17 protein-coding genes and 1 riboswitch are annotated in these 16,740 nt (G+C 72.7%); of the genes, 12 read left to right on the top strand and 5 right to left on the bottom strand.

Translation table 11 applies throughout. The features are described from left to right. Positions 1-61 precede the first annotated feature (61 nt). Together ACQKM2_RS32410 and ACQKM2_RS32415 are read left to right on the top strand one after the other, a co-directional pair. Positions 62-889, top strand: coding sequence for a helix-turn-helix domain-containing protein (locus ACQKM2_RS32410; protein WP_427716118.1), 828 nt, complete (start codon positions 62-64; stop codon positions 887-889). Beyond that, the gene (locus tag ACQKM2_RS32415) at positions 886-1,080 is read left to right on the top strand and encodes a DUF397 domain-containing protein (RefSeq protein ID WP_427716120.1); all 195 of its coding nucleotides are present in this window, start codon (positions 886-888) and stop codon (positions 1,078-1,080) included. The genes ACQKM2_RS32410 and ACQKM2_RS32415 overlap by 4 nt, the downstream gene beginning before the upstream one ends. Here ACQKM2_RS32415 and ACQKM2_RS32420 read toward each other — a convergent pair. After that, positions 1,077-1,895: a hypothetical protein gene (locus ACQKM2_RS32420; protein WP_427716198.1), complete on the bottom strand. Its 819-nt coding sequence runs from the start codon at positions 1,893-1,895 to the stop codon at positions 1,077-1,079. The genes ACQKM2_RS32415 and ACQKM2_RS32420 overlap by 4 nt on opposite strands. 98 nt (positions 1,896-1,993) lie before the next feature. Between ACQKM2_RS32420 and ACQKM2_RS32425 the strand changes: the two genes are divergently transcribed. Together ACQKM2_RS32425 and ACQKM2_RS32430 are read left to right on the top strand one after the other, a co-directional pair. Continuing rightward, a complete protein-coding gene (locus ACQKM2_RS32425; RefSeq protein ID WP_427716121.1) occupies positions 1,994-2,296 on the top strand; it encodes a hypothetical protein in 303 nt (100 codons plus the stop codon). Positions 2,297-2,302: 6 nt separating this feature from the next. After that, the gene (locus ACQKM2_RS32430; protein ID WP_427716124.1) at positions 2,303-3,499 is read left to right on the top strand and encodes a glutathionylspermidine synthase family protein; all 1,197 of its coding nucleotides are present in this window, start codon (positions 2,303-2,305) and stop codon (positions 3,497-3,499) included. On the opposite strand, the gene ACQKM2_RS32435 is transcribed toward ACQKM2_RS32430, so the two are convergent. Together ACQKM2_RS32435 and rocD are read right to left on the bottom strand one after the other, a co-directional pair. Continuing rightward, positions 3,489-4,079, bottom strand: a complete 591-nt coding sequence (locus tag ACQKM2_RS32435) for a hypothetical protein (protein ID WP_427716126.1) — start codon at positions 4,077-4,079, stop codon at positions 3,489-3,491. The genes ACQKM2_RS32430 and ACQKM2_RS32435 overlap by 11 nt on opposite strands. Before the next feature lie 152 nt (positions 4,080-4,231). Next, the gene (rocD, locus tag ACQKM2_RS32440; protein WP_427716129.1) at positions 4,232-5,437 is read right to left on the bottom strand and encodes an ornithine--oxo-acid transaminase; all 1,206 of its coding nucleotides are present in this window, start codon (positions 5,435-5,437) and stop codon (positions 4,232-4,234) included. A gap of 117 nt (positions 5,438-5,554) precedes the next feature. Further along, positions 5,555-5,645: riboswitch (ZMP/ZTP riboswitch) on the top strand. A 35-nt stretch (positions 5,646-5,680) separates the two neighbouring features. Between rocD and glyA the strand changes: the two genes are divergently transcribed. The 4 genes from glyA to ACQKM2_RS32460 all read left to right on the top strand — a co-directional run bounded on the left by glyA (position 5,681) and on the right by ACQKM2_RS32460 (position 10,094). Then, a complete protein-coding gene (glyA, locus tag ACQKM2_RS32445) occupies positions 5,681-6,949 on the top strand; it encodes a serine hydroxymethyltransferase (RefSeq protein WP_427716132.1) in 1,269 nt (422 codons plus the stop codon). A 384-nt stretch (positions 6,950-7,333) separates the two neighbouring features. Further along, positions 7,334-8,347 (top strand): tryptophan--tRNA ligase, encoded by a 1,014-nt coding sequence (gene trpS, locus ACQKM2_RS32450; RefSeq protein WP_362474921.1) that lies wholly within the window; start codon positions 7,334-7,336, stop codon positions 8,345-8,347. A gap of 83 nt (positions 8,348-8,430) precedes the next feature. After that, the gene (locus ACQKM2_RS32455) at positions 8,431-9,024 is read left to right on the top strand and encodes a 2'-5' RNA ligase family protein (RefSeq protein WP_427716136.1); all 594 of its coding nucleotides are present in this window, start codon (positions 8,431-8,433) and stop codon (positions 9,022-9,024) included. A 173-nt stretch (positions 9,025-9,197) separates the two neighbouring features. Next, entirely contained in the window at positions 9,198-10,094 is an 897-nt protein-coding gene (locus tag ACQKM2_RS32460; RefSeq protein ID WP_427716139.1) for a YihY/virulence factor BrkB family protein, read from the top strand. Here the strand turns inward: ACQKM2_RS32460 and ACQKM2_RS32465 are convergent. Next, positions 10,091-11,362: a D-alanyl-D-alanine carboxypeptidase family protein gene (locus tag ACQKM2_RS32465; protein ID WP_427716142.1), complete on the bottom strand. Its 1,272-nt coding sequence runs from the start codon at positions 11,360-11,362 to the stop codon at positions 10,091-10,093. The genes ACQKM2_RS32460 and ACQKM2_RS32465 overlap by 4 nt on opposite strands. Before the next feature lie 121 nt (positions 11,363-11,483). Between ACQKM2_RS32465 and ACQKM2_RS32470 the strand changes: the two genes are divergently transcribed. The 3 genes from ACQKM2_RS32470 to ACQKM2_RS32480 all read left to right on the top strand — a co-directional run bounded on the left by ACQKM2_RS32470 (position 11,484) and on the right by ACQKM2_RS32480 (position 14,848). Continuing rightward, on the top strand, positions 11,484-11,726 hold the full coding sequence (locus tag ACQKM2_RS32470) for an SCO4848 family membrane protein (protein WP_007266027.1): 243 nt from the start codon (positions 11,484-11,486) through the stop codon (positions 11,724-11,726). After that, positions 11,723-13,168, top strand: coding sequence for a metallophosphoesterase (locus tag ACQKM2_RS32475; RefSeq protein WP_427716147.1), 1,446 nt, complete (start codon positions 11,723-11,725; stop codon positions 13,166-13,168). Before ACQKM2_RS32470 ends, ACQKM2_RS32475 begins: the two co-directional genes overlap by 4 nt. Positions 13,169-13,291: 123 nt before the next feature. Continuing rightward, a complete protein-coding gene (locus ACQKM2_RS32480; RefSeq protein ID WP_427716150.1) occupies positions 13,292-14,848 on the top strand; it encodes an ABC transporter substrate-binding protein in 1,557 nt (518 codons plus the stop codon). Here ACQKM2_RS32480 and ACQKM2_RS32485 read toward each other — a convergent pair. After that, positions 14,835-15,377, bottom strand: coding sequence for a MarR family winged helix-turn-helix transcriptional regulator (locus tag ACQKM2_RS32485; protein WP_427716153.1), 543 nt, complete (start codon positions 15,375-15,377; stop codon positions 14,835-14,837). The two genes, ACQKM2_RS32480 and ACQKM2_RS32485, sit on opposite strands and share 14 nt — an antisense overlap. A gap of 109 nt (positions 15,378-15,486) precedes the next feature. Between ACQKM2_RS32485 and ACQKM2_RS32490 the strand changes: the two genes are divergently transcribed. Further along, positions 15,487-16,728, top strand: a complete 1,242-nt coding sequence (locus tag ACQKM2_RS32490; protein WP_427716156.1) for an MFS transporter — start codon at positions 15,487-15,489, stop codon at positions 16,726-16,728. Positions 16,729-16,740: the final 12 nt, after the last annotated feature.

Below are 16,740 nucleotides of genomic sequence, written 5' to 3' on the forward strand. Positions count from 1 at the left end.
TGGCTGCTGTCAGGGAAGCATTCAACGTGCCAGGGGAGGACAGGAAGTTGGTGGTAGCCCCGTGAACATCAAGGAGCTGAACCCGGAGAGTTCGCCGCAGGCCGCGTTTGGTGCGCGCTTGCGCAGCTTGCGGGTCACGCGCGGCTGGCGGCAGGACGAGCTGGGTGAGCGGATGGGGTATTCGAGCACCCATGTCTCGGGTGTGGAAACTGGTCGCAAAGTGCCGACCTTGCCGTTCGCGCGTAACGCGGACAGGGCGCTCGGCACTGGAGACGTGTTCGAGCGGGAGTGGCGGGAGATGCGGCAGGGGAGCCTGCTGGAGGGGTTCCCGGAGTTCGTGGGGTACGAGGGGCGTGCGGCGGAGATCCGGCTGTACGAGGTGGGCGTCATCCCGGGTCTGTTGCAGACGCCGGAGTACGCGACGGTCCTCGCCGAATCGGCCGTCAGGCGTGGTGCGATCACGCCTGACCAGGCGGCGGAGCGGGTCGCGCTGGTGGCGGAGCGGCAGTCCTCCCTCGTGCGGCGCCTGCTGCCCCTGGTCTTCGTGGTGCTGGACGAGAGCTGCCTGCGCAGGCCGATCGGCGGATCCGCCGTCATGGACGCGCAGTTGGAGAGGCTGATCGAGTTTGCGGACCTGCCTAACACTGTGCTCCAGGTCGCCCCGTTCGACATGGGGGAGCGCCGGCCGTTTGACCTGCCGGTGACCGTCCTCACCCAGCCGGACCGCACGCTTATGTCGTATGCCGAGTCCGCCCAGCGGGGCTATCTTGAGCGGGAAAGCACTGCGGTGCTGCCGATCTTGACGGCCTATCATCAGCTCCAGGCAGAGGCGCTGTCCCAGGCGGCTTCCGTGGCCATGATCAGCACGTTGCGAAAGGGCACCCCGTGACGACCTCGACCGAATCCCCTCGTTGGTTCACGTCCTCCTACAGCAACAACGGCGGCCAGTGCGTGGAAGTCGCCGTCAACCTCCCCGGCATCGTCCCCGTCCGGGACTCCAAGACCCCTGGCGGCCCGGTACTGGCGTTCAACGCGGCGGCATTCGCGGCGTTCCTGGACGGAGTCAGAGCGGCCGGCTAGGGCTCCGGCTCGCCGAAGCGGGACAGGGCCAGGGAGCCCGCCACCGCTACCGCGAAGCCGGTCACCGCCAGCCAGGCCAGGCCCTCGCGGGGGCGGTCGCCGAGCCAGGCCACGCCCACCAGCGCCGGGCCGATCGTCTCGCCCAGGACCAGGCCCGCCGTCGCCGCCGTCACCGAGCCGCGCTGCAGGGCGGAGGTGAGCAGCAGGAACGCCGCCGCCCCGCCCAGCAGCAGCGCGTACAGCGCCGGGTTGCGCAGTTCCCGCAGCGTGACGGAGTCGATGAGGCGGACGGCCACCTCCACCACCCCGAAGCCCGTCCCCGCCGCCAGACCCAGCACCAGCGCGCGCGAGCCGTCCGGCAGCCGCCCCGCCACCGCGCCGACCACCAGGACGAGGGCGGCCACGACCAGCAGGCCCAGCTCCAGCGCGGGCGTGCCCGTCCCCGAGCCCTCCTCGCCGGAGGCCAGCCCGAGCATCAGCAGCCCCGCGCACACCACCCCCACCGCGCCCCACTCCAGCCGCGACAGCCGCATCCCCAGCAGCCGGGCCGCGACCACCGCCGTCACCGCCAGGCTCGCGGCCAGCGCGGCCCCCACCGCGTAGATCGGGACGTGCCGCAGGGCGATGATCTGGAGCACGAAGCCGACCGCGTCCAGCCCGAGCCCCGCCAGGTACCGCCACTGCCGCACCGCCCGCAGGAACAGTGCCGCGTCCACCCCCGAGCCGCCCCCGGGCCGGGCCGCCGCCCTCGCCGCCATCGCCTGGAGCACCGACGCCGTACCGAAACAGACCGCCGCACCCAGCGCGCATACCATCCCAATCAGCACGAACCGACTTTAAGTCACCCGTCGTGACAAGGGTGTGACGACGGCCGGATTCCATCCCCCCGCACCCCCGCTCTAGGGTGCAGGCCATGGATACCGGCAACACGACCAGACGACGCATGCGCTCCGGCGCGGTCGCCCTCGGCGGCATGGGCCTGCTCGCAGCCACCCTCGTGGCCTGCGGGAGCAGCGACGAGCCCGACAAGCGCTGCGCCTCCCGCTCGACGCTGGACCACCTGAACGCCAAGGAGTGCAAGAGCGGCGGCACCGGCTCGTACTACTACGGCGGCAGGGTCAGCAACGGCAAGGTGACCGGCGGCAGCTTCGACAAGTCGGCCGTCACCCGGGGCGGCATCGGCGGCCACAGCAGCTCCGGCTCCTCCGGCGGCTGAGCGCACATGCAGCGGCACACCATCGAACCGCGCCCCGACTGGCAGAAGACCGTCGAGGAGCAGGGGCTGATCTACCCCCTCACCCGCTACCCCGACGACTCCCTGCGCCCCTACTGGGACGAGAGCGCGTACTACTCCTTCTCGCTCCCCGAGGTCGAGGCGCTGGAGGAGGTCGTCGAGGAGCTGCACGCCATGTGCCTGGCCGCGGCCGCGCACATCGTCGACAACGACCGCTTCGCGGACCTCGGCATCACCGATGCGAAGCTGGCCGCGCGGATCGCCGAGTCCTGGCGCCGGCGCGCCGAACAGCCCTCCCTCTACGGCCGGTTCGACCTGCGCTACGACGGCGCCGGCGAGCCCGCCAAGCTGCTGGAGTACAACGCCGACACGCCCACCTCCCTGGTGGAGGCGGCGAGCCCGCAGTGGTTCTGGATGGAGGAGCGCTTCCCGGGCGCCGACCAGTGGAACTCCCTCCACGAGCGGCTCGTCGAGGCCTGGCGCCGCCAGGCCGAGCTGCTGCCGCCGGGCCCGGTGCACTTCGCGCACTCCGAGACCGACGAGCTCGGCGAGGACCTGATGACGGTCGCCTACCTCCAGGAGACCGCCGAGCAGGCCGGACTGGAGACGCACGCGCTGTCGGTGGAGACGATCGGCTGGGACAGCCTCTCGGGCCGGTTCGTGGACGAGAAGCTCCGCTTCATCCGCAGCTGCTTCAAGCTCTACCCGTGGGAGTGGCTGGCCACCGACGAGTTCGGCCCGCAGGTGCTGGGCACCTACGACCACGGCGGCGGCTCGGGCACCACCGCCTGGATCGAGCCGCTGTGGAAGATGCTCCTCGCCAACAAGGCGCTGCTGGCGATCCTGTGGGAGCTCTTCCCCGAGCACCCCAACCTGCTGCCCGCCTACCTCGACGGCCCCCGCGAGCTGGCCGACACCTGCGGGTACGCCGCCAAGCCGCTGCTGGGCCGGGAGGGCGCCGGGGTCACGCTGCACGAGCCGGGCGGGGAGGGCGAGACCTTCGTACCGGCCGAGGGGGAGACGTACGTCTTCCAGGCGCTGGCCCCGCTGCCCGACTTCGACGGCAACCGCGTGGTGCTCGGGGCGTGGGTCGTCGAGGAGGAGGCAGCGGGGCTGGGCATCCGGGAGTCGGCGGGGCCGGTCACGGACGAGTACGCCCGCTTCCTGCCGCACGTCATCCTGTAGAGCCGACCGGTCCGCCGGAACCGACGGGTCCGCCGTCGGAGCCGGTGTGGCACCACTTGTCGAAGGCGGCCTGGGCGCCCGCCGTCCAGCCGTTCCAGTAGGACTCGGAGCGCATCTTGCTCTTGTCCGGCTGGGCCGGTTCGTCGCAGTCCGTGCGGGCCGCCTTGCGGCCGGCCCACAGGCCGTCCCGGTAGCCCTTGTTGTAGTCCTTCTTGTTGACACCGGTCCCGGGCTTCTGGCCGCTCGCGTCCTTGCAGTTCACGAAGACGAAGTTCTGGGTCTCCTCGACCGCGAGGACGGTGTAGTCGGCGTTCTTGGGCCGTTCCACCCTGAACGTGCCGTCGGCGTTGATGGTCAGGGGGTCGGTGGTCTGGCCGTCGTTCAGCTTGCGCGGGGCGGTGAACCCCTCGCCGGTGATGACGACCCCCTCGCCCTGCGGGTTCGGGGTGACGGTGCAGCTGGCGGCGGGCACCGCCGTCGGCGCGGCCGCGGCGGCCGGTACGGCCAGGGCGGCGCCGCCGAGGGCGACCGAGGCCGCCAGGACGCCGCTGAGCAGGGTGTTTCGGTTGCGTCGGTGCATGGGGCAGCTCCCATCGGAGGGCCGGCCCGGAAGGACCCGGGCGCGCACCCGTACGGGGTCCTCCCATCGTCCGGCGGCCCCCTCCCCGTGTCCACCGCAGCACCGGGACCCCCGCCGGGGCGGGACCGACCGGTCCCGCCCCGGCGGGGCCGTCACGCGGAGAGGACCGACCGCAGCCGGTCGAGCCCCCAGTCCAGGTCCTCCTTGGAGATCACCAGCGGCGGCGCGATCCGGATCGTCGACCCGTGGGTGTCCTTCACCAGGACGCCGAGCTCCATCAGCTTCTCGGAGACCTCGCGGCCCGTCCCCACCGCCGGGGCGAGGTCCACGCCCGCCCACAGGCCGCGGCCGCGCACGGCGGTCACCGCGCCGCCGCCGACCAGCAGGTTCAGCTCCCGGTGCAGGTGGTCGCCGAGTTCCGCGGCCCGCTGCTGGTACTCGCCGGTGCGCAGCATCGCGATCACCTCCAGGGCGACGGCGCAGGCGAGCGGGTTCCCGCCGAAGGTGGAGCCGTGCTCGCCGGGGCGGAACACGCCGAGCACGTCCCGGTCGGCGACCACGGCCGACACGGGCACGACCCCGCCGCCGAGCGCCTTGCCGAGGACGTACACGTCGGGCACGACGCCCTCGTGCTCGCACGCGAAGGTCCGGCCGGTGCGGCCCAGGCCCGACTGGATCTCGTCCGCCATGAACAGCACGTTCCGCCGGCGCGTCAGCTCCCGTACGCCCGCCAGGTATCCGGCCGGCGGGACGAGCACCCCGGCCTCGCCCTGGACCGGCTCCAGCAGCACGGCCACGGTGTTGGCGGTGACGGCGGCTTCGAGGGCGGTCAGGTCCCCGTACGGGACGATCTCGAAGCCGGGCGTGTAGGGGCCGTAGTGGTCGCGGGCCTCGTGGTCGGTGGAGAAGGACACGATGGTCGTCGTCCGGCCGTGGAAGTTGTTCGCGGCGACGACGATCTTTGCCTGGCCGTCCGGGACGCCCTTGACCTCGTACCCCCACTTGCGGGCCGTCTTGACCGCCGTCTCCACCGCCTCCGCGCCCGTGTTCATGGGCAGCACCATCTCCTTGCCGCACAGTGCGGCGAGTTCGGCGCAGAAGTCGGCGAAGCGGTCGTGGTGGAAGGCGCGGGAGGTGAGGGTGACCCGCTCCAGCTGCGCGCGGGCGGCGTCGATCAGCCTGCGGTTGCCGTGGCCGAAGTTGAGCGCCGAGTACCCGGCGAGCATGTCGAGGTACCGGCGGCCCTCCACGTCGGTCATCCACGCCCCCTCCGCCGACGCGACGACGACCGGCAGGGGGTGGTAGTTGTGCGCGCTGTGTTCGTCGGCGGAGCGGATGGCATCAGCAGTTCTCGACACGGGGTCTCCGATCGTCCGTCTGGCTGGTGGCCCGGGTGACGTGGGTGACGTCCTTTGTATCGTCGCTCGGATCGTGGAACCGGAAACCTCCTCGGTGCCGCGCCCGCTATGGTGTTCGGTACGCACGGCGACTGGCGTACGGAGAACCAACTCCGGGGGAGTCGTGCGCGCACGACCGCATACAGGGCCGCTCGCCTGGGCCTCGCGGGGACGAGATTCGACATCGACCCCGGAGGAGCCGCGATGACCGCGCACCGCCAGCCCGCCCTGTACGCCACCGACCCCGAGCTCGCCGCGCTCGTGTCCGCCGAGGAGACCCTCCAGGCGGAGACCCTGCGGCTGATCCCCAGCGAGAACTACGTCTCCGCGGCCGTGCTGGAGGCCTCCGGCACCGTCCTGCAGAACAAGTACAGCGAGGGCTACCCGGGCCGCCGCTACTACGAGGGCCAGCAGAACATCGACCGCGTCGAGGCGCTCGCGGTCGAGCGGGCCAAGGGCCTGTTCGGCGTGGACCACGCGAACGTCCAGCCGTACTCCGGCTCCCCGGCCAACCTGGCCGTCTACCTGGCCTTCGCGAAGCCCGGCGACACGGTGATGGGCATGGCCCTGCCGATGGGCGGGCACCTGACCCACGGCTGGGGCGTCTCGGCCACCGGCTCCTGGTTCCGCGGCGTCCAGTACGGCGTCCAGGCCGACACCGGCCTCATCGACTACGACGCGGTGCGGGCGCTGGCCCTGGCCGAACGCCCGAAGATCATCTTCTGCGGCGGTACGGCCCTGCCCCGCACCATCGACTTCGAGGCCTTCGCCTCCATCGCCGAGGAGGCCGGCTCGGTCCTCGTCGCGGACGTGGCCCACATCGCCGGCCTGATCGCGGGCGGGGCCCACCCCTCCCCGGCGGGCCACGTGGACGTGATCTCCACGACCACCCACAAGACCCTGCGCGGCCCGCGCGGCGCGATGCTGATGTGCAAGGAGGAGCACGCGAAGGCCATCGACAAGGCGGTCTTCCCGGGCCTCCAGGGCGGCCCGCACAACCAGACGACGGCGGGCATCGCGGTGGCCCTGCACGAGGCCGCGCAGCCGTCCTTCGTCTCGTACGCGCACGCGGTCGTGGCCAACGCGAAGGCGCTGGCCGCGGCGCTGCTGGAGCGGGGCTTCGACCTGGTCTCGGGCGGCACCGACAACCACCTGATCCTGATCGACCTCACCGGCAAGGACGTCTCCGGCAAGATCGCGGCGAAGGCGCTGGACCGGGCGGGCATCGTCGTGAACTACAACACGGTGCCGTTCGACCCGCGCAAGCCGTTCGACCCGTCGGGGATCCGGATCGGTACGCCGTCGCTGACGTCGCGGGGGCTGACCGCCGCGCACATGCCGGTGGTGGCGGACTGGATCTCCCGTGCGGTGGACGCCGCCGCCAAGGCCGACGAGGCGGCCCTCGCCGCGATCCGCTCCGAGGTCTGCGACCTCATGGCGGCCTTCCCCGCCCCTGGGCTCCCGCTGGCCTGACTCCCGGCCGGGGCCGGGGCCGGGGCCGGTGCCGGTGAGCCGGGTGCGGGTGGGTGGGCCGCTGCGCGGGGCGAGGTCCCCTACCCGCCCTTCGCCCGTTCCCCGGGGCTGCGCCCCGGACCCCGTTGCGCTCAAACTCCCCCAGCTACCGCTGGGAGGGGCCCCCAGCGCGGGCTGGAATTTCGCTGCGCGAAATCCAGCCTCGCCGGCGTTTGAGGCGCGGGGGTCTGGGGGCGGAGCCCCCTGGGGGCACCTCCCAGCGGTAGCTGGGGGAGGAACGGGCGAAGGGCGGGGAGGGGTCGGCCCGCGCAGCGGCACCGCGCCCCGCGGAGCGCACCGGCCCGCCGCACGGACGCGGGCCGGGCAGGTGGAAGAATGGGGGGCATGGCTTCTGACCGTCCTCGCGCGCTCTCCGGCATCCAGCCCACCTCCGGCTCGTTCCACCTCGGGAACTACCTCGGAGCGATCCGCCAGTACGTCGCCCTCCAGGAGACGCACGACGCCTTCTACATGGTCGTCGACCTCCACGCGATCACCATGCCGCAGGATCCGAAGGACCTCCGCGCGAACACCCGCCTGTCCGCCGCGCAGCTCCTCGCGGCCGGCCTGGACCCCGAGCGGTGCACGCTCTTCATCCAGAGCCACGTCCCGGAGCACGCGCAGCTCGGCTGGGTCATGAACTGCATCACCGGCTTCGGCGAGGCCAGCCGGATGACCCAGTTCAAGGACAAGTCCGCCAAGGGCGGGGTCAACAGCGCCAGCGTCGGCCTGTTCACGTACCCGATCCTCCAGGTCGCCGACATCCTCCTCTACCAGGCGAACGCCGTCCCGGTCGGCGAGGACCAGCGCCAGCACATCGAGCTGACCCGCGACCTGGCCGAGCGCTTCAACCAGCGCTTCGGCCAGACCTTCACCCTCCCCGCCGCGCACATCGTCAAGGAGGTCGCGAAGATCTACGACCTCCAGGACCCGGCGATCAAGATGTCGAAGTCCGCGTCGTCCCCCAAGGGGCTGATCAACCTCCTCGACGAGCCCAAGGTCACCGAGAAGAAGATCAAGAGCGCGGTCACCGACACGGACACCGTGATCCGCTTCGACACCGAGAACAAGCCCGGCGTCAGCAACCTGCTCACCATCCTGTCCACCCTCACGGGCGAGTCGATCACCGCGCTGGAGGCCTCGTACGAGGGCAAGGGCTACGGTGCGCTCAAGACCGACCTCGCCGGCGTTATGGTCGATTTCGTCACACCCTTCCGGCAGCGCACCCAGGAGTTCCTGGACGACCCGGAGACCCTGGACTCCCTGCTGGCCAAGGGCGCGGAGAAGGCCCGGGCGGTCGCCGCCGAGACCCTGGCACAGGCCTACGACCACCTCGGTTTCCTGCCCGCCAAGCACTGACGGACCTCGGGCCCCTGGCGGCCGAGGGGGTGCTGCCGCCACACTGAGCGGCAGCACCTCGTACACACACCAAGGAGACACACGTGGGGACCGTAACGCTCGGCGTTTCGATCGCGGTCCCGGAGCCGTACGGCAGCCAGCTCCAGGAGCTGCGCGCCGGCTTCGGGGACGCCGCCGCGCGCTGCATCCCCACGCACGTCACCCTCGTACCGCCCACCGAGGTGGAGACGGACCGGCTGCCCGCGATCCGCGCCCACCTGGCCGAGGTCGCTCGGGCCTTCCCGGCCTTCCCGATGCGGCTGGAGGGGACGGGTACCTTCCGCCCCCTCTCGCCGGTCGTCTTCGTCCGGCTCGCCGAGGGCGCCCCGGGCTGCACCCGCCTCCAGGGGGAGGTGCGCGACCCCGAGGGGCCGCTCGCCCGCGAGCTGGCCTTCCCGTACCACCCGCACGTCACGGTCGCCCACGGGATCTCCGAGGAGGCGATGGACCGGGCCTACGCCGAGCTCGCCGACTACGCCGCCGGCTGGCTGTGCGAGGGCTTCGCGCTCTACGAGCAGGGCTCGGACGGGGTCTGGCGCAAGCTGCGCGAGTACCCCTTCGGGACGGGCGCCCCCGGCGTCCCCGGCGTCCCCGCACAGCCCGCGCCGCCGGCCGGCGCGGCCGTGCCGCGCCCCTGACGCAGGAGCCGCTGGGCGGCCCGGTGCGCGTGGAAGCGGAAACTGCGCAGGAGCAGCGCATGGAACGGGTGGGCCTGGGGACGATCCGTAGGGCGAAAAGTCACAATCGACGACCGTAGCGCCCGAAACCGGCAATCCCCGCTATTTCGCACGGCTCATTTACGGTGGCCCCCATGGACTGGCTGAAGAAACTCCCGGTGGTCGGACCGGCGCTCTCCGCCGTCATGCGGACCCACGCCTGGCGCTCGTACGAGCGCCTCGACCGCGTGCACTGGACCCGCCTGGCCGCCGCGATCACCTTCATCAGCTTCCTCGCGCTCTTCCCGCTGATCACCGTCGCCGCCGCCGTCGGCGCCGCCCTGCTCAGCCAGGAACAGCTGGACAAGCTCCAGAAGAGCCTCGCCGAACAGGTCCCCGGCATCTCCGACCAGCTCGACCTGGAAGGGCTCGTCGCCAACGCCGGCACCGTCGGCCTCGTCGCCGGCGCCGTCCTCCTCCTCACCGGAATCGGCTGGATCGGATCGATGCGCGACTGCCTGCGCGCCGTCTGGGAGAAGGACGACGAGGACGAGGGCAATCCCCTCCTGCGCAAGGGCAAGGACGGCCTGGTCCTCCTCGGCCTCGGCGGGGCGGCCCTGGCCTCGGCCGCCGCCTCGGTCATCGGGGCCAGCGCGGTCGGCAAGTCCGCCGAGCTCCTGGGCATCCCGCGCCAGGGCGCGGGCGGCGCGCTGCTGCGCGGCGCGGCCTTCGGCGTCGGCGTGGCGGCGGCCTTCCTGCTGCTGCTCTACCTGCTGACCCTGCTGCCCGGGGTCGAGCCGCCGCGCCGCCGCCTGGTCCAGGCGGCGCTCATCGGCGCGGCGGGCTTCGAACTGCTGAAGCTGCTGCTCAGCGGCTACATGCGGGAGGTCGCGGGCAAGAGCATGTACGGGGCCTTCGGCGTGCCGATCGCCCTGCTGCTGTGGATCAACTTCACGGCGAAACTGCTGCTCTTCTGCGCGGCCTGGACGGCGACCCGCGACGACGAGGAGCAGGAGCAGGAAGAGGAGCAGGAACAGGCGGAGGCCGCCTAGGCGTCGGTGCCGCCTCCCGGGCCGCGGCGGCCGTGCGGCCAGCGGCGGTTGACCACGAAGGCCCCGCCGGCCAGGAGCACCAGCGCGCCGCCCGCGATGCCGAGGGCGGTGCCGAGCCCGCCGCCGCCGGAGGCTTCGGCGCCCGCCGCCGGCCTGCCCTTCTCGTGCGAGGTGGCGGGGGAGCCGAGCGGGGTGGCGTCCGCGCTCTTCGGCGGTACCAGCTCGCCCACCGGCTTGACCTTCCCGGCCGCCGCGAAGCCCCAGTCGAAGAGCTCGGCCGTCTCCTCGTAGACCCCGTTGAGCCCGCCGTTGTCCGGGTTCATCACGGTCACCAGCAGCTTCTTGTCGCCGCGCTGGGCGGCGCCGGTGAAGGTCGAGCCGGCCATGGTGGTGTTGCCGTTCTTCACCCCGGCGATGCCCTTGTACGGGGTGATGCCGCCGGCGCCGGTCATCAGCCGGTTGGTGTTCTGGATCTCGAAGTACTCGCGCGGCCTGCCCGCCTCCTGCCTGCCGGGGAACTTCGCCTCCGCCGTGCCGCAGTACTCGCGGAAGTCCTGCTTCTGCAGCCCCGAGCGGGCGATGAGGGTGAGGTCGTACGCGCTCGACACCTGCTCGGGGGCGTCGTAGCCGTCCGGGGACACCACGTGGGTGTCGAGGGCCTGGAGCTCCTCGGCGTGGGCCTGCATGTCCTTGACGGTCTTGTCGATGCCGCCGTTCATGGCCGAGAGCACGTGCACCGCGTCGTTCCCGGAGCGCAGGAACACGCCGAGCCACAGGTCGTGGACGCTGTAGTCGTGGTCCTCCTTGACCCCCACCAGGCTGCTGCCGGGGCCGACGCCGTCCATGTCCTGGTCGGTGACGTGGTGCACCTGGTCCTTGGGGAGGCCGGGCAGGACGGTGTCGGCGAAGAGCATCTTCATGGTGGAGGCCGGGGGCAGCCGCCAGTGGGCGTTGTGCGCGGCGAGCACCTCGCCGGTCTCGGCGTCCGCCACGATCCAGGACCGTCCGCTGAGGTTGGCGGGCAGGGCGGGCGCGCCGGGCAGCGGGTTGACCTGCGTTCCGGGCTGCCCGAGGCGGGCGCCGCCGACGGTGGACATCGAGGGGGGCGGTGCGGGGGCGTTCGGTGCCTTGGGCGGCTGCCCCTTCCCGTCGGCCGCCGGGGGCGGCGTGGGCGCGGCGTGTACAGGCGCGCTCGCGGATGCCATGAGCACGGCTGGAGCCAGCAGCGCGGCGGAAAGGACCGTCAGCGCGGTCTTCTTGGCAGACACGCAGGTGAACGTACATCCCGATGGACTGCCCGGCGTCCGGGACCGGCCAACGGGGCCCAACCACCCCCGGTACGGCCCACCCCGGCGCGTCCGTCCTGGGGACGAATCCGATACTGGGGACATGAAACTCAGCCGCACCGCGTCCTGGTTCCTCGCAGCGTTCGGAGCTTGGTCCTGGGTGATCTGGTCCACGTTCGTCAAGAACCTCTTCAATGACGCCAGCGGTCTGGCATTCGATGACGGTCAGCCCACGGCCTACTTCTGGGTCCACCTTCTCCTGGCGGTCACGTCCTTTCTCCTGGGGACCGCCGTTGGTGTGATCGGGTTGCGCAGCGTCCTGGTTCTGCGACGGGAATCACGATGACCGTGTTTGTGGTGATTGTGGCGGTGGTCGGGGTACTCGCGCTGCTTGCGTTGGTCCACCGGTGGCTGTGGGTCCGGCTGGTCCGCGACACGACGCGCCCGGGCGGGGCGGCGCGGAGGGCGGGCACGGTCCTGGCCTTCGCGCTGCCGCTGCTCGCGCTGGCCGCGCTGACGGCGGGCCGGGCGGGCGCGCCGTTCTGGCTGGAGCGGCTGGTGGCGTGGCCGGGGTACATGTGGCTGGCGGTGCTGCTGTACCTCACGATGGCGATGGCGGTGGCGGAGCCCGTCCGCCGCCTGTGGCTCCGCCGGCTGCCCGCGCCACCGGCTCCTCAATCGCCGGAGGGGCTTGATCTGGTCCCCGCCGTTCCCGGTGGGGCGTCCGGGGCGGAGCCGCAGGTGGGGGCCGGTGTGGAGCCGGCGGTGCCGGGCGGTGCGGCCGCGGGCCCCGCTCCTCAATCGCCGGAGGGGCTTGATCCGGCGTCCGGGGCGGAGCCCCGGACCTCGGCGGAGTCGGACGGGGCGTCTGGGGCGGAGCCCCAGTTGCGGGAAGGGGCGGGTGGGGGAGCGGCCCCGCAGGGCCCCGCCCCCGCCCCCGGCGCGCCGGCCCGGGCCGATGCCACCACCCGGCGGGTGTTCGTGGCGCGCGTGGTCGGCGGGGCGGCTGCCGTGGCCGCTGCCGGGGTCGTCGGGAACGGCACCTACGGGGTGCTCCGCGGCCCCCGCGTGAAGCGCGTGCAGGTGCCCCTCGCCCGGCTGCCCCGCGCCGCGCACGGGTTCCGGATCGCCGTGGTCAGCGACGTCCACCTCGGCCCGGTGCTCGGCCGCGCCCACACCCGCCGCATCGTCGACACCGTCAACCGCACCCAGCCCGACCTCATCGCCATCGTCGGCGACCTCGTCGACGGCGACGTCCGCGACCTCGGCCCCGCCGCAGAGCCGCTGCGCGAACTCCGCGCCCGCCTCGGCAGCTTCTTCGTCACCGGCAACCACGAGTACTTCTCCGGCGCCCAGCAGTGGGTGGACCACGTCCGCGAACTCGGCCTCACCCCGCTGGAGAACGCCCGCCGCGAGCTGCCCCACTTCGACCTCGCCGGGGTCAACGACGTCCAGGGGGAGAAGGAGGGCAAGGGCCCCGACTTCCAGGCGGCCCTCGGCGACCGCGACCGGGCCCGGGCCTCCGTGCTCCTCGCCCACCAGCCGATCGTGATCGACGAGGCCGTCCGCCACGGCGTGGACCTCCAGCTCTCCGGGCACACCCACGGCGGCCAGCTGTGGCCCGGCGAGTACCTGGCCGAGCTGGCGAACCCGACCGTCGCCGGCCTGGAGCGCTACGGCGACACCCAGCTGTACGTGTCCCGCGGCGCGGGTGCCTGGGGGCCGCCCGTGCGGGTCGGGGCGCCGTCCGACATCACCGTCGTCGAACTCGCCTCATACCAGGCCTGACCTGGTCCGACCGGGCATCGCGGGCCTTCCCGCGGCCGATTTTCCGTGATTCAGTGACCGATAGTCGGAGAGTCGGTTCGGATATCGGATAACGGGCCGGACGGGGATGTGCGGGGGTCGGGGATGCGGTCGGTCCGCTCGAAGGTGATCGCGGCCGGGCTGGTCCTCGGCGCGGCCGGTGTCGGTGCCTGGCAGCTGCTGCCCTCCGACGAGGAGGGCCGCGGCGCCATCCGCGTCGGCACGACCGACGTGGTCTCCGCCCTCGACCCGGCCGGGGCCTACGACGCCGGCTCCTGGGCCCTGTACGGCAACGTCTACCAGTCGCTGCTGACCTTCAAGCCCGGCTCGGCCACCCCGGTCCCGGACGCGGCGTCCTCCTGCAAGTTCATCGGGCAGAAGCTGACCACGTACCAGTGCGAGCTGCGCCCCGACCTGACCTTCTCCAACGGCCGCGCCGTCACCGCCGAGGACGTGAAGTTCTCCTTCGACCGCATCAAGCAGATCAACTCCGACCAGGGGCCGGCCCCGCTCTTCACCAACCTCCAGTCGGTCAAGGCCGAGGGCCGCACGGTCACCTTCAACCTCTCCTCCCGCGACGCCACCTTCCCCTTCAAGATCGCCACCGGCGCCGGCTCGATCGTCGACAAGGACCGCTACCCGGCCAAGGCGCTGCGCGAGGACGGCAAGGCGGACGGCTCGGGCCCGTACACCCTGGCCGAGTACCGCCGCGGCGGCAGCGCCGAACTGCGTCCCAACCCGGCGTACAAGGGGAGTGGCGGCGCCGCCCGGGCGCTGGTCACCGTCCGCTACTTCAAGGACTCCGCGCAGCTGGACAAGGCCTGGCGGGACCACGAGGTCGAGGTCGCGCACCGGGACATGCCCCCGGCGGTGCTCGCGGGCCTCAACCCGGGCCTGAAGGACACCCGCTACCAGGCCTCCGGCGGCACGGAGACCCGTAACCTCGTCTTCAACGTCCGCCCGGGCTCCGCGGTGGAGAAGCCGGCCGTGCGCCAGGCGGTGGCGGCCGTACTGGACCGCTCCAGGATCGCGGGTGAGATCCACAAGGGCACGGTCACCCCGCTGTACTCCCTGGTCCCGGCGGGCGTCCCGGCGCACAGCACGCCCTTCTTCGACGCCTACCCGGCGCCCAACGGCGCGGCCGCCCGCAAGCTCCTGCGCGACGCCGGGATCACCGCGCCGGTCCCCGTCACGCTCGGCGTCAACACGCGCGGCGCGAACCTCGCCGAGGCCGAGGAGATCAAGCGGCAGCTGGAGTCGACGAACCTGTTCCAGGTGAGGATCAAGTCCGTCGAGGCGTGGGAGGACTTCCAGAAGGCCTACGCGGCCGGGCAGTTCGACGTCTACACGATCGGCTGGATCGCCGACTTCCCGGACGCGGACAACTTCCTCGCGCCGCTGGTCGGCCGGGACTCCAGCATGAACAACGGCTTCTCCGACAAGTACGTCGACGAGCTGATCACCCGCACCCAGGCCCACTCCGAGCGCGCCGAGGCCGCCGGCGACTTCCGCGAGCTCCAGCGGGTGGTGGCCCAGCAGGTGCCGGTGCTGCCGATCTGGCAGAAGAAGGACTACGTGCTCTCGCGCGAGGCCGTCACCGGCTCCCAGTCGCTCTCCGACGGCACGGGCGTCTGGCGCCTGTGGGAGCTCAACTGGCTGTAGGCGGTTCGAGGGTGTCCCCGTGCGCGAGCAGCAGGGTGCGCAGGGGGCCGGCCAGCGCCTCGCAGGTCGCGCGGTCCAGCGGGGCCAGCAGGCGCGCGTAGTGGCTCAGGTGCTCCTCCATCACCGTGTCGGCCAGGGTGGCGCCCGCCTCGGTCAGGCGGATGCGCACCGAGCGGCGGTCGGCCTCGTCGCGGACCCGCTCGACCAGCCCCTTGGCCTCCAGCCGGTCGATCCGGTTGGTGATCGCGCCCGAGGTCACCATGGCGGCCGGGATCAGCGCGCCGGCGGTCAGCGCGTACGGGGGGCCTGACCGGCGCAGGCTGACCAGGACGTCGAACTCGCCCACCTCCAGGCCGTGCTCGGCGGTGAAGCCCTTGAGGTACTTGTCGATGATCCGGTTCATGCGCGAGATCCGGGCCAGGACCTCGACGGGCCACAGCGCCTCCGCGAGGTCGGGGCGCTCCTTCTCCCACTCGCCGACGATCGCGGCCACGACGTCCTGCTCGTTGCTGTCGTACTCCTTCTCCATGGCCCGAGAATACCTCAACGTTAAGACACTTGACGTTGAGGGAGTCTCTCTGTTTTTATCTCAACGTTGAGATTGTCAAGGTTGAGACATGAAGGGGAGTGGGTCGTCCATGACGGTCAACGCCACCACCAGCAACAACAGCAGCAGGACCGTGGCACCGGCGGCCGCCGCCACCCGGGCGCCCGTCCCGGTCTTCTGGCTCGCCCTGCTGGCCACCCCCATCGCCGCCGGGGCCAACGCGCCCGTGCTGATCCTTCCCGACATGGCCCGCTCGCTCGGCGTCGCGGGCGGCACCGCCGCCTGGCTGCTCACCGCCTTCGGCTGGGCCATGGCCACCGGCACCCCCCTCATGGCCGGCCTCCTGCGCCGCCGGGGCCTGGCCGTGGTGCTCCGCCTGGCCGCCGCCCTCGTCATGGGCGGCACCCTGCTGGTCGCCGCCTCCCCCTGGCTCCCGCTCACCCTCCTCGGCCGCTGCGCCCAGGCCGCCGGCGGCGCCGGGCTGGTGGCGGCCGCGATGAGCCTCGCCGGGACCGCCCGCCGGATGGGCGTCATCAGCGCCGGCTTCGGCATGCTCGGCGCGGCCGGACCGCTGCTCGGCCGGACCCTCGCGGACGGCGCCTCCTGGCGGCTCGCCCTCGGCGTCCAGGCCGTCGCCCTGCTGGCGGTGCCCGCGGTGCTGCGGCACGCCGGGCGCGGGGCGGCTCCGGTCCCCGCGGGCCGCTTCGACGGGCGCGGCGCCGCCCTGCTGACCGCCCTCGCCACCGCCCTGGTGCTGCTCCCGACCCAGCCCCTGGCCGCCGTCGCCGGTGCCCTCGTCGCCGCCGTGCTGCTCGTCCTGCACGTACGCCGCCGCCCCGACGGGTTCGTGCCCGCCGTGCTGCTGCGCCGGCCCGTGTTCGTGGTCTCGGCACTGCTCGCGCTGGTGCTGTCGACCTCCTACTTCACCCTGCTCTTCTCGGTGCCCCGGCTGCTCGCCGACCGGGCCGGCTGGGACGCCGCCTCCGCCGGGACCGGGCAGCTCTTCGCGCTGCTCGCCGGGGCGGCCCTGTCCTGGCTGCTCGCCGCCGCCTCGGCCCGGATGGGCCGCGGGGCCGTCCGTACGGTCCTCGTCACGGCCGGCGCCGCCGCCGCGCTCCTCGGGGTCTTCGCCGACTCCGGCGCGCTGCTGGTCGTCGCCACCGGTGTGGGCGTGTTCACCGCCAGCGCCGCGAACGCGGTCCTGTCGACCCACGCCGTGTCCGCCGCCCCCGGCGAGGCCCACCGGCCCAGCGCCATCGGCCTGTTCACCCTCTGCTACCAGCTCGGCGGGGCCTTCGGCCCGGCCTTGGCCACCCTGCTGGTCCTGGGCTGAGCAGCCCCCGGC

Source organism: Streptomyces sp. NPDC004126, from assembly GCF_050275515.1.
In the GTDB taxonomy this organism is placed as follows: domain Bacteria; phylum Actinomycetota; class Actinomycetes; order Streptomycetales; family Streptomycetaceae; genus Streptomyces.

What these genes read in the sequence shown, in the direction of transcription:
- ACQKM2_RS32420 (WP_427716198.1), bottom strand. Translation starts at nt 1,895, where the DNA reads ATGGTATGCGCGCTGGGTGCGGCGGTCTGTTTCGGTACGGCGTCGGTG.
- ACQKM2_RS32425 (WP_427716121.1), top strand. Translation starts at nt 1,994, where the DNA reads ATGGATACCGGCAACACGACCAGACGACGCATGCGCTCCGGCGCGGTC.
- ACQKM2_RS32430 (WP_427716124.1), top strand. Translation starts at nt 2,303, where the DNA reads ATGCAGCGGCACACCATCGAACCGCGCCCCGACTGGCAGAAGACCGTC.
- ACQKM2_RS32435 (WP_427716126.1), bottom strand. Translation starts at nt 4,079, where the DNA reads ATGCACCGACGCAACCGAAACACCCTGCTCAGCGGCGTCCTGGCGGCC.
- glyA (WP_427716132.1), top strand. Translation starts at nt 5,681, where the DNA reads ATGACCGCGCACCGCCAGCCCGCCCTGTACGCCACCGACCCCGAGCTC.
- trpS (WP_362474921.1), top strand. Translation starts at nt 7,334, where the DNA reads ATGGCTTCTGACCGTCCTCGCGCGCTCTCCGGCATCCAGCCCACCTCC.
- ACQKM2_RS32460 (WP_427716139.1), top strand. Translation starts at nt 9,198, where the DNA reads ATGGACTGGCTGAAGAAACTCCCGGTGGTCGGACCGGCGCTCTCCGCC.
- ACQKM2_RS32470 (WP_007266027.1), top strand. Translation starts at nt 11,484, where the DNA reads ATGAAACTCAGCCGCACCGCGTCCTGGTTCCTCGCAGCGTTCGGAGCT.
- ACQKM2_RS32475 (WP_427716147.1), top strand. Translation starts at nt 11,723, where the DNA reads ATGACCGTGTTTGTGGTGATTGTGGCGGTGGTCGGGGTACTCGCGCTG.
- ACQKM2_RS32480 (WP_427716150.1), top strand. Translation starts at nt 13,292, where the DNA reads ATGCGGTCGGTCCGCTCGAAGGTGATCGCGGCCGGGCTGGTCCTCGGC.
- ACQKM2_RS32485 (WP_427716153.1), bottom strand. Translation starts at nt 15,377, where the DNA reads ATGGAGAAGGAGTACGACAGCAACGAGCAGGACGTCGTGGCCGCGATC.
- ACQKM2_RS32490 (WP_427716156.1), top strand. Translation starts at nt 15,487, where the DNA reads ATGACGGTCAACGCCACCACCAGCAACAACAGCAGCAGGACCGTGGCA.